This is a genomic window from Gilliamella sp. wkB72 (assembly GCF_001693745.1).
Taxonomy (GTDB): Bacteria; Pseudomonadota; Gammaproteobacteria; order Enterobacterales; family Orbaceae; genus Gilliamella; species Gilliamella apicola_E.
The window spans coordinates 38083-52484 of sequence record NZ_LZEI01000006.1 but is presented as its reverse complement, the minus strand read 5'-3'; the positions used below and the strand labels follow the sequence as shown (position 1 = coordinate 52484).

The 14402-nt window shown below is 38.1% G+C and carries 12 protein-coding genes and 1 tRNA gene; 1 reads left to right on the top strand and 12 read right to left on the bottom strand.

What is annotated here, in order from left to right:
- Position 1: 1 nt before the first annotated feature.
- From dnaB to A9G07_RS01625, 3 genes are read right to left on the bottom strand one after another with little or no spacing between them, the layout of a single operon-like run.
- Positions 2–1429, bottom strand: coding sequence for a replicative DNA helicase (gene dnaB, locus A9G07_RS01635; protein WP_442903350.1), 1428 nt, complete (start codon positions 1427–1429; stop codon positions 2–4).
- Between the two features lie 33 nt (positions 1430–1462).
- The gene (truA, locus tag A9G07_RS01630; RefSeq protein WP_065733761.1) at positions 1463–2254 is read right to left on the bottom strand and encodes a tRNA pseudouridine(38-40) synthase TruA; all 792 of its coding nucleotides are present in this window, start codon (positions 2252–2254) and stop codon (positions 1463–1465) included.
- The gene (locus A9G07_RS01625) at positions 2241–3248 is read right to left on the bottom strand and encodes an aspartate-semialdehyde dehydrogenase (RefSeq protein WP_065733760.1); all 1008 of its coding nucleotides are present in this window, start codon (positions 3246–3248) and stop codon (positions 2241–2243) included. The genes truA and A9G07_RS01625 overlap by 14 nt, the downstream gene beginning before the upstream one ends.
- A 175-nt stretch (positions 3249–3423) precedes the next feature.
- On the opposite strand from A9G07_RS01625, the gene A9G07_RS01620 reads away from it, so the two are divergent.
- Positions 3424–4467, top strand: coding sequence for a LacI family DNA-binding transcriptional regulator (locus A9G07_RS01620; RefSeq protein ID WP_081303319.1), 1044 nt, complete (start codon positions 3424–3426; stop codon positions 4465–4467).
- Positions 4468–4490: 23 nt separating this feature from the next.
- On the opposite strand, the gene truB is transcribed toward A9G07_RS01620, so the two are convergent.
- The 9 genes from truB to trpCF form a co-directional block, all read right to left on the bottom strand.
- The gene (gene truB, locus A9G07_RS01615; RefSeq protein ID WP_065733758.1) at positions 4491–5381 is read right to left on the bottom strand and encodes a tRNA pseudouridine(55) synthase TruB; all 891 of its coding nucleotides are present in this window, start codon (positions 5379–5381) and stop codon (positions 4491–4493) included.
- 64 nt (positions 5382–5445) lie between these two features.
- Complete coding sequence (gene rbfA, locus A9G07_RS01610) at positions 5446–5823, bottom strand: 30S ribosome-binding factor RbfA (RefSeq protein WP_065733757.1); 378 nt, start codon at positions 5821–5823, stop codon at positions 5446–5448.
- A 64-nt stretch (positions 5824–5887) separates the two neighbouring features.
- Positions 5888–8536: a translation initiation factor IF-2 gene (gene infB, locus A9G07_RS01605; RefSeq protein ID WP_065563379.1), complete on the bottom strand. Its 2649-nt coding sequence runs from the start codon at positions 8534–8536 to the stop codon at positions 5888–5890.
- Positions 8537–8553: 17 nt separating this feature from the next.
- Positions 8554–10029, bottom strand: coding sequence for a transcription termination factor NusA (nusA, locus tag A9G07_RS01600; RefSeq protein WP_065563378.1), 1476 nt, complete (start codon positions 10027–10029; stop codon positions 8554–8556).
- A gap of 16 nt (positions 10030–10045) precedes the next feature.
- On the bottom strand, positions 10046–10507 hold the full coding sequence (gene rimP / locus A9G07_RS01595) for a ribosome maturation factor RimP (RefSeq protein ID WP_065563377.1): 462 nt from the start codon (positions 10505–10507) through the stop codon (positions 10046–10048).
- A gap of 185 nt (positions 10508–10692) precedes the next feature.
- Positions 10693–10769 (bottom strand) — tRNA-Met (locus tag A9G07_RS01590).
- Between the two features lie 218 nt (positions 10770–10987).
- On the bottom strand, positions 10988–11794 hold the full coding sequence (trpA, locus tag A9G07_RS01585; RefSeq protein WP_065733756.1) for a tryptophan synthase subunit alpha: 807 nt from the start codon (positions 11792–11794) through the stop codon (positions 10988–10990).
- A complete protein-coding gene (trpB, locus tag A9G07_RS01580) occupies positions 11791–12984 on the bottom strand; it encodes a tryptophan synthase subunit beta (RefSeq protein WP_065563375.1) in 1194 nt (397 codons plus the stop codon). The genes trpA and trpB overlap by 4 nt, the downstream gene beginning before the upstream one ends.
- 23 nt (positions 12985–13007) lie before the next feature.
- Positions 13008–14390: a bifunctional indole-3-glycerol-phosphate synthase TrpC/phosphoribosylanthranilate isomerase TrpF gene (trpCF, locus tag A9G07_RS01575; RefSeq protein ID WP_065563374.1), complete on the bottom strand. Its 1383-nt coding sequence runs from the start codon at positions 14388–14390 to the stop codon at positions 13008–13010.
- Positions 14391–14402 lie beyond the last annotated feature (12 nt).

Genomic DNA, 14402 nt, shown 5'->3' with positions numbered 1-14402 from the left:
ATTATTCGTCATCCAAATATTTACCCGCATCAGCGTAATTATCAAACCTTGAGAATTGACCTTGGAAAGTTAAGCGTACTTTACCAATTGGACCATTTCGCTGTTTACCTAAGATGATTTCTGCAATACCTTTATGTTCTGATGCTTCGTTATATACTTCGTCACGATAGATGAACATAATTACATCGGCATCTTGTTCGATAGATCCTGATTCACGTAAGTCGGAGTTAACTGGTCGTTTATCGGCGCGTTGTTCTAAGCTTCGGTTTAGCTGTGAAAGCGCAACGACCGGAATTTGTAACTCTTTGGCTAATGCTTTTAATGAGCGTGAGATCTCGGCGATTTCAAGCGTTCGGTTTTCTGATATGTTTGGTACTCGCATCAGCTGTAAGTAATCGACCATGATCATACTTAATCCTTTATGTTCACGGTAAATTCGTCTTGCCCGTGAGCGTAGCTCCATGGGGGTTAATCCTGATGAGTCATCAATGTAGATGTTTTTCTTTTCCAACAGTAATCCCATGGTGCTCGATATTCTTGCCCAATCATCATCTTGTAGTTGGCCTGTACGAATACGAGTCTGATCAACACGTGATAACGAGGCCAGCATACGCATCATAATCTGTTCTGATGGCATTTCTAAACTAAAGATTAGTACTGGCTTATCTTGCATCATAGCGGCGTTTTCACAAAGGTTCATCGCAAAAGTGGTTTTACCCATTGATGGACGAGCTGCAATTATAATTAAGTCTGAACGCTGTAATCCTGCGGTTTTTTTATCTAAATCAAGGAAGCCGGTTGAGACCCCTGTTACGCCATCATGTGGACGCTGGAATAACTCTTCAATTTTTGCGACGGTAGCTTCTAGCACATCGGTAATATTTTTCGGTCCTTCACCCTGCTTAGTGCGACTTTCGGCAATTTGAAAGATTTTGCTTTCAGCTAGATCTAAAACTTCGGTGCTGTCACGCCCTTCGGTTGAATAACAGTTATCAGCAATTTCATTTGAAGCACTAATCAGTTCCCGCAATATCGCTTGCTGGCGGATAATATCGGTATAGGCCACTACGTTAATGGCGCTTGGTGTGTTTTTCGATAACTCAGCTAAATAAGCAAATCCCCCTACATCAGCAAGTAAGTCTTTACTTTCTAAGCTTTCAGATAAGGTGATTAAATCAATCGGGGTACCACGACTGACTAAGGTGTGCATTTCTGAAAATATAAGTTGGTGATGACGAGAATAAAAATCACGGTCGGTAATCATTTCAGCAACAACATCCCAACGCTGGTTATCCAGCATTAGGCTACCAAGCACAGCTTGTTCTGCCTCGATTGAGTGAGGTGGTAATTTTATATTTTTTACTTTTGATTTTTTTGCGTCTTGATTTTTGAGTTCTTTATTTGAATCATCAGTATTCATTGCATTCATCTTTTTATTTAATTTAATCTATAGCTAATTTGCTTACTTTATAAATAATGGCCCTAAAGCGCAATCAGGAATTTGATATTCTAATGGATAATCTACCTGAACCAAATATAAACCTTCAGGTTTCGCGGTTGCTGCAGCTTGAGTACGATCTTTCGCTTTTAATAGCTCATCAATCCACTGTGGTGGTTGATTACCTGCACCAACTTCTAACAAACTTCCGACAATATTGCGTACCATATGATGTACAAAGGCATTTGCTTTGATATCGACAATAACATATTCACCCTGTCTTGTAACTTGAATATGATGAATATTACGCCAGGGCGTTCGCGATTGACACTGCGCAGCTCTAAATGATGAGAAATCATTTTCACCTAATAAATATTGCCCCGCTTGGTGCATCAGTTCTTCATTTAATGGCAGATAATAATGCGTTACGCCTTTAGCCAAAATTGCTGGACGATAACGATGATTATAAATCACATATCGGTAACGCCGAGCAGTTGCGCTAAATCTAGCATGAAAACTGTCATCCACACTTTTTGACCACCGTACAGCAATATTGTCAGGAAGATGAGAGTTTACGCCCATTGTCCATGCTCCTTCACCGCGCTGAGCGTTGGTTTCAAAATGAATTACTTGCCCTGTGGCATGTACGCCAGCGTCGGTTCGTCCTGCACAAAATACGGCTATTGGCTCGTTAGCTATGACAGACAAAGCCGATTCTAACCTTTCTTGGATAGAGTCAACGTGCTGTTGTCGTTGCCAACCAAAATAGCCACTACCATCATATTCGATACCTAATGCAATTTTAGAGGTAGTCATTAATCAGGATCTCAAGTGTCTCGATTAACATTAGTCCACCTAAGTAACGGATATTATCTGCTACTGACCAAAATTGAATTTGTTCATAATTTCCATAGCTGTGTCGTAAATTAGCGAGTTTAATGGTTAAGTTCTTTTCACTTTCGGTATTGACTTCAGTTACTGGAGTTGGTAAATCTTCACTTTTTACTTCAACGCCAAATTCACTAAAACGAGCCATGTCTAGTTCAATGGGTAAGCTACTGGAAACATTAACCGCTTGCGCTAGTCCATAAAAGACCGGCACAATAACGGATTCAATTGAAATAGGTAAATCATAATTACTTATCACTTTACGAATTTGGTTAATTTGAGTGTGTTCACCTAAACTTTGGTGATCAGACTCATGCGAAAGCGGTAATAAGTTAAAAGCAAGCTGATTGTCAAATAGCTCGTTATCAACTGGCATTCCATTGAGTAATCTAGCGCTTTGTCCTGCCAGTTCATCCACACCTGGCTTGCCATATAATGATGAAGGAATAAAGCTGGTTAAATGAAGATTAGTCAGTAATTGAATATCGGTTAGTGATGCAACGCAACGTAATAATTGAGATACGGTTGGGCTTGCAACAGCAATGATATTTTCATTGCGATATTCGGTTAATACGCTGTTATTTACTTTAGGTACAATTAATGGGATATGGTCTTGATCAGCAAAAAATCCGCTCGCATCAATAACGATACAGCCTGCTTGAGCAGCTGTTTGAGCATATTTTTCGCTAGTTTTAGTACCTGCAACAAAAAAGGCAAAATGGCATTGGCTCCAATCCATTTGCTCGCTATCAATGACGGTTAAATTTTTACCGGCAAAACGAACTACTTCGCCAGCGCTGTTATCGCTACCGACTAAATAAAGATTTTCAATTTCAATAGTTTTTGAGTCATTTAATAACTCAATTAGCGCAGAACCTACTTGTCCTGTCGCACCAACAATGGCGATATTCCATGCAGACATATGATAAACCCGAATTAAAGTATTTAATGGCAATTATACCACTTTATTGTTAAAGATTTTGGAAAAAAGATATTTTCAAAATTTTGGAATCTTGCTCGAAAAATTGAATTTTAGTTGATTACAATTTAAATAAACCTCGTTAAAGTAATTTTATATTTTAACTAAATTTATAATTATGGCGAAGATCTCATTATCGATGATAGCGAAAGAGGCGAAGGTTTCAATCGCATCTGTATCAAGAGTATTAAGAACACCCAACCTAACATCTCCACAAACTCAATTTCTGGTTTATCAGGCGATGAAGGCTTTAAATGTTGATCTATCAAAAAATTTAAAAGATTATCAACCCGTTCATGAAAGCAATAAAATTTTAGTTGTTGATAATCAGCTTATCTCTAAAAGCTTAATCAATTTTGGTATTGAGCAAGTTTTACATGAAGCTGGGTTTCAACTGTTTTATTTACAATTTCCTTATAATGCTAAAAATGATCTCTATTATTTAATTCAATATATTAAGCAAAATTGTTTTATTGGCATTATCATTATAAATCAAGCTCCTTACCTCACCCAGCTATATAGTTATAAAAATTCATTACCACCAATTGTATTTGTTAATCATTTTAAGAAGAATTTTACCTGTGTTCATTTCGATCATCTGACAATTGGATATCAAACTACTCAGCATTTAATTGAGCAGGGGCATAATAAGATCGCAATTTTTATTAATAGCGATAAAAATACCAACTCCTCATTTTTCTTGCAAGGCTATCAACAGGCTTTTCAACGAATCAATATGCCTATCGATAGTGATTATGTCATTCAAGGTTGCCTTACGTATGAACATGGACGAGATGCTATTAAGACTCTACTTCAAAGCAATAAGCCACCAACAGCCGTTATTTTTGAGGATTTGAGTAGTCTCTCTTGTTATGATTGCTATCATACGCAAAATTATTTATCGAATTATCGTTCACTTTTTGGCGCATTACACCAAGTCAAAAAGAGCCAATCACAATTACTACATCCGCTTGCGATTACTTATATTAGTCATACCAATGATCTTCAATATAATGAATTAGATCAATTGAGTAGAGTCAATAAGCCTTTATACAAAATGGGATGTAAATCAGCACAATTGTTATGTGATCTTCTTAAACAAAATATGACATCATTATCACAATGTCATACTATCGATACCGAAATGTTTTTTACTAATTGATAATATTTTAAATGACGTTTTAATTAAGTTGTTGAAATTAATCTTTTAGGTGACAATTTATTAAGGATTTGAGTTCCTGCACCAATAAATTGTTGGCCTTGATAAATTCTGACTAATGTTTCAACGCTTACACTATTTTCAACAATTACGGTTCTACCTAATAAAATGTCTTTACCTTGGCTTTCACTTAATACCACTTTAGGGCGGTCTTGTAGTGGGCTATCGACTGGCATAAGCAATGGTTCATTTTGCAATTCATCTAGGGTGATCATATTATCGATAGGATAATTTGATACTTGTAGACGTCTTAAATAAATTACATGTGCACCACAGCCAAGTAATTCACCTAAATCATCAATAATGGTACGAATATAAGTCCCTTTTGAACAATGGATTTCTAAGGTTAATTCGTGCTTAGTTGAATCGTATTGGATAAACTGGTTGTCATAAATTGTAATGGGTCTAGCTTCTCGCTCTATAACAATACCTTGGCGAGCATATTCATAAAGTGGTTTGCCTTGATATTTTAAAGCCGAAAACATGGTTGGAACTTGTAAAATATCACCGCGAAAATGAGTTAATGCTTCGTCGATTTGTGATTGAGTGATATTAACTGATCTAGTTGAAATTATTTGACCATCCGCATCAGACGTATCGGTACGTTCACCCAATTTGGCGATCACGCGATAGCGTTTGTCAGAATCTAATAAGTATTGTGAAAATTTCGTCGCTTCACCAAAACAGATAGGTAACATTCCAGTGGCTAATGGATCTAGCGCGCCAGTATGCCCAGCTTTTTTTGCGTTGAATAATCTTTTCACTTTTAGTAAGGCATCATTAGATGTCATGCCTTGTGGTTTGTCTAATAACAAAACGCCGTGAACATCACGGCGATTTTTTTTTATATTCATCATCGATATTTTATTTGAAACGGATCACACTCCTCAATATTTTTTACAATATTGAGCAATTTTTTTATTAATCTTTATGACGTTCGTTATCTTGTTTAATAACATCAGATACTAGAGTAGACATCTGCATACCTTTAACAAGTGATTCATCATAAAAGAATTTAATTTCAGGAATAATTCGTAAACGCATTGCTTTACCAATGAGTGTTCGAATATACCCTTTAGCATCATTTAAGACAGTCAATCCTTGCTCGATAACTTGTGGATCATCATCGTTTAAAAACGTTACAAACACTTTTGCATAAGAAAGATCACGTGAAATATCTACACCCGAAACCGTTACCATGCCTAAACGTGGATCTTTGATTTCACGCTGTAAAATAATCGCAATCTCTTTTTGTAATTCGTGTCCGACCCGAGATGATCGATTAAATGCTTTTGCCATATCTATTTTCCTTAAAATGTGAATAAGCAAGGTTTATAAAAACCTTGCTTATTTAGCGTATTAACTAAATAGTACGCTGGATTTCGACAGTTTCAAAGACTTCGATAGTATCGCCAACGCGAACATCATTGTAGTTACGAACACCAATACCACACTCCATGCCGTTACGAACTTCGTTAACGTCATCTTTGAAGCGACGTAATGATTCAAGTTCGCCTTCATAGATAACCACGTTATCACGTAATACACGGATTGGGTTATGACGTTTAACTACGCCTTCAGTTACCATACAACCAGCGATTGCACCAAATTTAGGTGATTTAAATACATCACGCACTTCAGCAAGACCAATAATTTCTTGCTTGTATTCTGGAGCAAGCATACCGCTCATGGCTTGTTTAACTTCATCAATTAAGTCATAAATAACTGAATAGTAACGTAAATCTAAGTTTTCAGCTTCAACAACTTTACGCGCTGATGCATCGGCACGAACATTAAAACCAAGGATGATAGCATTAGATGCTGCTGCAAGTGATGCATCAGTTTCGGTAATACCACCTACGCCTGAACCAATGATTTTAACTTTAACTTCATCTGTTGATAGTTTAAGTAATGAATCAGAAATTGCTTCAACCGAACCTTGTACGTCAGCTTTAAGGACAATATTAAGTTCAGATACGTCACCTTCAGTCATGTTAGTAAACATGTTTTCAAGTTTCGCTTTTTGTTGACGTGCAAGTTTAACATCACGGAATTTACCTTGACGATATAAGGCAACTTCACGAGCTTTCTTTTCATCACGTACAACTGTTGCTTCATCACCTGCTGACGGTACACCTGAAAGCCCTAAAATCTCAACCGGAATTGATGGGCCCGCTTCGGTAACTTCTTTACCTAATTCGTTGCGCATTGCACGAATACGACCATATTCAAATCCACATAATACGATATCACCTTTACGTAAGGTACCTGATTGAACAAGTACTGTAGCAACAGAACCACGACCTTTATCAAGGAATGATTCGATAACGACACCGCTAGCCATACCTGATTCATAAGCAGTAAGTTCAAGTACTTCTGCTTGTAATAAAATCGCTTCAAGTAGTTGGTCAATTCCCGTACCAGCTTTTGCTGAAACATGAACGAACTGAGTATCACCACCCCAATCTTCTGACATCACGCCATATTGAGCAAGTTCACCTTTGACACGTTCCGGATCGGCTTCTGGCTTATCAATTTTGTTTACTGCAACAACAATTGGTACATTTGCCGCTTTCGCATGTTGAATCGCCTCAATTGTTTGTGGCATCACACCATCATCAGCTGCAACAACTAATACCACGATGTCGGTTGCTTTAGCACCACGAGCACGCATTGATGTAAATGCAGCATGGCCTGGAGTATCTAAGAATGTGATTTCTCCGCTGGAGGTTTTAACATGGTAAGCACCGATGTGCTGAGTAATACCACCAGCTTCGCCTGAAGCAACTTTTGCTTTACGAATATAGTCAAGTAGTGAGGTTTTACCATGGTCAACATGGCCCATGATAGTCACAACAGGTGCACGAGAAACTTTTTCTGCACCAGTATCACGGTCGCTCATTAGTGATTCTTCAAGTTCGTTTTCACGACGAAGTACCACTTTGTGTCCCATTTCTTCAGCAACAAGTTGAGCGGTTTCTTGGTCGATAACCTGATTGATGGTTGCCATTGCACCCATTTTCATCATGGTTTTGATCACTTCTGAACCTTTTACTGCCATTTTGTTAGCAAGTTCGGCAACAGTGATGGTTTCACCAATAACCACATCGCGGTTAATCGCTTGAACCGGTTTAGTAAAGCTTTGTTGTAACGTACTTTTGCCTTTCTTCTTGTGGCTACTACGCGTTACAGCACGCGCTTCTTCACGTTCTGCTTTACCTTCTGATAATTTGCTCGATTTTTTCTGTTTAGTCTGTTTGCTACCGCGTCCACGACCACGACCACCTTCAACTTCACGGTCGGTATCATCTTCAGCTGCACGAGCATATTTAGATGTAGTGACATGATAGTCATCATCATCACTGTTATCTGTTTCATCACTATCGCTATATTGTTCAGCAAGTTTGCGCGCTTCTTCCGCCATACGTTTGGCTTCTTCTTCAAGTTTACGACGGTTTTCTTCTTCCGCTTTACGCTTGATTTCGTTTGCTTCGGCTTCTAAGCGAGCTTTTTCTTCTTGCGCTTTTTTCACTTTTGGATCAGCTGCTTGTTCTTGAGCAACTTTCGCTTTTTCTTCTTGATTGCGTTTTTTAGCTTCGGCTTCTTCGCGTTTCTTCTGCTCTTGAGCCTCTTGTTTAGCTTTTTCTTCAGCCTCTTTACGTGCTTTCAATTCAGCTTCTTGTTTCGCTTTTTGTTCCGCTTCAAGACGCGCTTTCTCTAATTCAGCAGGATCTTGTTTCACGATAGTGCGTTTTTTACGAACTTCAACTTTGATTTCTTTACTTTTGCCACCACCGCTTGACACATTTAGTGTTGAATGTGTTTTACGTTGTAAAGTTAATTTTGTTGGGCCTTGCTGAGGTTTTAAATGCGCAAGCAAAGCTTCTTTTTCCTTTTGAGTAACAGTATCTGATGCAGTCTTTTTCATTCCGGCATCAGCAAACTGTTGCAAAAGTGTTTGCACTGGTGTATTTATTTCTTGAGCCAGTGTTTCGATTGATACTTTGGTCATGTATAACTTTCCCTCAATTATTCATTTGCAAACCAACAAATATTACGGGCAGCCATAATAAAATCGCCAGCTTGTTTGCTTGTTAAACCTTCAATGTCTGTAAGATCATCTGTACCTTGTTCAGCTAAATCTTCTAGAGTCACAATATCTTGTTGTGCTAATTGATAGGCTAATTCTTGTGTCATACCTGGTAGATCTAATAGATCTTGTGCAGGTCGTTTATCACCACTGTGAGCAAGTGCGATAGTCGTTAAGGCATCTTTTGCTCGATTTCTTAATGCATCAACCAGTTCTTCATCAAGTTCTTCAATTTCAAGTAACTCATCTACTGGTACATAAGCAAGCTCTTCAAGTGAAGTAAATCCTTCTTCAACTAAAAGTTGCGCAAGATCTTCTTCAATATCTAAATGTTTCATTAGGTTATTGATTGCTGCGAAAGATTCTGCTTGGTGTTTTTCTTGAAGATCTTCAGTACTCATGACGTTTAACGTCCAACCAGTAAGTTGTGATGCTAAACGGATATTTTGTCCATTACGGCCGATAGCTTGCGGTAAGGTATCTGCATTAACGGCAACATCCATAGTGTGTTTGTCTTCATCAACTACGATAGATACTACATCGGCTGGTGCCATAGCATTAATAACATATTGAGCTGGGTTATCATCCCATAAAACAATATCAATACGTTCACCACCAAATTCATTCGAAACAGCTTGAACGCGAGCACCTCGCATACCAACACATGCACCAACAGGGTCAATACGGCGGTCATTACTGCTAACAGCAATTTTAGCGCGAGAACCTGGATCACGAGCAACACCTTTGATGTCGATCATCTCTTCACCGATTTCAGGTACTTCTATACGGAATAGTTCTTCCATCATTTCAGGATTTGAACGACTAACACAGAGTTGTGCTGGTTTATTATCTTGTTCTACAAGATATAAAATACCTCGAACACGGTCACCAATTCGGAAGTTTTCACGTGGTAACATATCATGGCGAGACATCATTGCATCAGCGTTATTACCTAAATCAAGGATAACACTATCACGGTTGGTCTTTTTAACAATACCCGTTACGATATCACCAATTCGGTTTCTAAACATGTCAATAACCATAGCACGCTCAGCTTCGCGTACTTTTTGAACGATGACTTGTTTAGCTGTTTGTGTTGTAATGCGGTCGAATGCGACTGATTCAATTTGTTCTTCAACATAGTCACCTACTTTTACATTAGGATCTTCAAATTGAGCTGCTTCCAATGTGATTTCTTTAGTAGGTTGAGTCACTTCATTAACCACTAACCAACGGCGGAACGTATCATAATCACCCGTTTTGTGGTCAATTTTTACGACAACATCTATATCAACAGTATGTTTCTTTTTAGTGGCCGTTGCTAACGCGGTTTCTAGCGCTTCGAAAATTTTGTCACGTGTAAGTGCCTTTTCATTAGATACCGCTTCAACAACAGCTAAAATTTCTTTATTCATCCTTTACACCCGTACTCTATTTAAGGTTAAAATTAGGTACAATATTCGCCTTTTGTATATTACTAAAAGCAAACACTTCATCATTTTCATCCACGATTAATGTAATCATTTCATTATCAATGGATTTAATCTTTCCTTTCCACTTGCGGCGATTGGCAACAGGAATACGCAAACTTATTGTGACTTCTTCACCAATAAAACGTTGGTAATGTTCAAGCGTAAACAAAGGTCGATCCATACCTGGTGAGGAGACCTCGAGATTGTAAGCATCTTTAATAGGGTCTTCTACATCAAGTACCGCACTAATTTGTCGACTAACATCAGCACAATCATCAACGGTAATACCATTTTCACTATCAATATATACGCGCAAAACTGGGTAACGACCACGAATGTATTCAACCCCAACTAGCTCAAAGCCAAGTGCATTAACAGGCTCTTGGATGATTTCGGTCAATTGCTGTTCTAAATTAGCCAAACAAACCTCCACTGCAGAAAATAAAAAAGGGCATAAAGCCCAACATTCCTTTTAAACTAACGTTTAAATCATATAAAAAAACCCCGACAAGCGAGGCTACATATAAAACATAATATAATGAAGCCACTTGATTCGAACTTTCAGACAATAAAAATAGGATAGATTAATATGAATGAAAATTTAAGTGGTTGCGGGGGCTGGATTTGAACCAACGACCTTCGGGTTATGAGCCCGACGAGCTACCAAGCTGCTCCACCCCGCGATAGATGGCTGAAGATTATACTGTATTTTGTAAAAATTGCAACCCAAAATCGTATCAGAATTCACAAAAAGCTTAAAGTTATTGAAACTAAGGAGCTATGATTTTTAACAGGTGAACAATTATGATTAATCTATAGTTGGGTTTTATATATGTATAATTATTCGTTTTTCAAGTGAATTAATCCGCCTAATATTCAGCGGATTAATTATTGGTTAATGTTACTTTTGCGTTGCTGCTTTCATGGTTTTAACGAAAGTTGTTAATTCACTCAGCATTTTGTCTGGATTATTAAGATTGTTTTCAATGATTTTAACCGTTGCCGATCCAGCAATAGCTCCCGCTGCACCCGATTTAATTGCTTCACTAACTTGAGCGGGTTCAGAAATACCAAAACCTTGAATTGCTGGTGGTGCTTTAAATTCAGTTAGTTTTTCGAGTAAATGAGTGAGTGGTTTATTAGCACGGTTTTCTGTACCGGTTACTCCTGCTCGTGATACTAAGTAAGTATAACCTTTGCCTCGTTTAGCAATATTTTTAATCACTTCATCGTCCGCATTAGGTGGACAGATAAATATTGGTGCGATGCCATGTTTTTCAGCAGCACCCGTAAACTCTTCGGCATACTCTACAGGTAAATCAGCAATTAATACTGAATCCCCCCCTGCTTTAGCGCACTTCGCATAGAAGTTATCAATACCATTTTTAAATACTAAATTGGCATAGATTAATAATCCAACTGGAATATCAGGATTGTTTTCCCTGATTTTGGTTAAGATTTCGAAGCATTTTGCAACGGTTATGCCACCGTTAAAAGCACGAATATTAGCATTTTGTATAGTTGGACCATCTGCCATTGGGTCAGAAAAAGGAATGCCTAGTTCTAACGCATCAGCCCCTGCATCAATCATTGTTTGAATAATTTGATAGGAAAGCTGTGGATTAGGATCACCAACTGGAACAAAAGGAACAAATGCACCTCGTTTTTCGACTGTTAAGCGGTCAAACAGTTTTTGATAACGGCTCATTCTATTTCTCCTTTTGCTTTTAATACATCGTAAACCGTAAAAATATCTTTATCGCCACGACCTGATAAATTGACAATTAATAGTTGCTCTTTGTTTGGATTTTCTTTAATCATCTTAAGTGCATAGGCTAAGGCATGAGATGACTCTAAAGCCGGAATAATTCCTTCATTCCGTGATAAGGCCTGAAACGCTTCAAGCGCTTCATCATCAGTGATAGAGACATAATCTGCCCGACCAATACTATCTAAATAAGCGTGTTGCGGTCCAACAGCTGGAAAATCAAGGCCGGCAGAAATCGAATAAGACTCTTCAATTTGGCCTTCTTCGGTTTGCATCATTGGGGCTTTCATACCGAAGTAAATACCGAGTTTACCATGTTTAAGTGATGCACCATGTTCGCCACTTTCGATGCCATGGCCTCCTGGTTCAACCCCAATTAATTTTACTGACTTATCATCAATAAAATTAGCAAACATCCCAATTGCGTTTGAACCGCCACCAACACAAGCGATGACAGCATCGGGTAATCGCCCCTCTTTTTCCAAAATTTGTTGTTTTGCTTCACGGCTAATTATTTGTTGGAATTCACGCACTATGGTTGGGAATGGGTGCGGTCCAGCAGCGGTACCTAACATATAGTGAGCGGTTTCATAACTACCAGACCAATCTCGCAATGCTTCATTACAAGCGTCTTTCAAGGTTGCAGAGCCGGTTTCAACCGGAATAACTGTTGCCCCCATGAGTCGCATTCTAAATACGTTCGGAGCTTGGCGTTTAACATCTTTAGCCCCCATATATATTCGGCATTTTAAACCCAATAATGCACATGCCAATGCTGAAGCAACGCCATGCTGACCTGCGCCAGTTTCGGCAATAATTTCAGTTTTACCCATTCTTTTAGCGAGTAATGCTTGGCCTAATACTTGATTAGTTTTATGTGCACCACCGTGAACTAAATCTTCACGTTTTAGATATAGTTTTGTTTTAGTCCCTGCGGTAAGATTTTTACACAGTGTTAATGCTGTCGGGCGACCAGCGTAGTTAACCAAAAGATCGTTAAATTCTTTTTGAAAACTTGGATCGTGTATCGCCGATATAAAAGCATCCTCAAGTTGTTCAAGCACAGGCATCAATATTTGTGGCACATATTGACCACCAAATTTGCCAAAATAAGGATTTAATTTAGACATAACCATTCCTTTAATGTAATCAGTTAAATTTGTTCAAATACTAATTTGATTTTTTGTTTATCTTTAATTCCTGGTGAAACTTCAACGCCCGAATTAAGGTCAACACCAATAACATCGGTAGTGAGCGCCTCACTCACATTTTGCGGATTAATACCACCAGCCAAAATGACATTACTTAAATCTTTGTCACGTAAAAGTGACCAATCAAAACTTTTACCTGTTCCACCGGCACCATTATCAAATATGTAACGTGATACTAGTGGGTTATCATGATTTGGGATGTTATCGCTAATACTTAACGCTTTCCAGATCTGACAGGTTGAGGGTAATTTTTGGCGAAGTGTTTTGATATAGTTATCATCCTCATGACCATGCAATTGCACTGCATAAAGTGATAGTTGTTTAGCTATTTCGCATACTTCATCTATATCACTATCTTTAAAAACACCAACCCAATTCAAGGGTGCCGATGCGATAACACTACGCGCTTTAGTCGGTGTTATATATCTTGGTGATTTAGGCACAAAAATTAATCCACCATAAACCGCACCAGCTTGGTAGACGGTTATTGCATCCTGTGGTTGGGTTAAGCCACAAACTTTATTTTCACCTAGCATTACTTTACGGATAGCTAAGGTTAAGTTTGGCTCAGACATAAGTGCACTACCAATTAAAAAACCGTTAGCATAATGGCTAAGATCTTTAACTTGATTGTGCGTATAAATACCTGATTCACTAATAATGATTCGATCATCAGGGATTGTTTTTGATAAAGTTTTTACCCGATTGAGATCAACCGACAGATCGCGTAAATTACGGTTATTAATACCAATCACTTTAGCGCCAAGTTTGATAGCTCGTTCAACTTCTTGTTCGGTACTAGCTTCCGTCAGTACCCCCATATTAAGTTGGTGAGCAACTTGGCTTAAGTGGCGATATTCATCATCATTGACTACCGATAACATTAACAAGATGGCATCAGCTTGATAATAACGTGCTAAGTAAATCTGATATTCATCGATAATAAAGTCTTTGCAAAGTACGGGTTGGGTGACTTCATTACGTACTATTGGTAAAAACTCAAAACGACCTTGAAAGTATTTTTCGTCAGTTAAAACTGAGATTGCCGAAGCATAATCTTTGTAAACTTTGGCTATACTTGCTGGGTCAAAATCATCTCGAATTAATCCCTTGGATGGCGATGCTTTTTTACATTCTAAAATAAATACCGTTTTCGGTTGATTTAACGCTTGGTAAAAATCACGATCACTAGGTACGACTTTATTTTTAAAATTAGCCAGTGGATTTTTAATTTGTTGTTCGGCAAGCCATAGCTGTTTATCTTCAATGATCTTTTTTAAAACCGTTGCCATTTCAACATTTTCAGTTAATGCTGCAATTGCCATCTTATTCTCCAC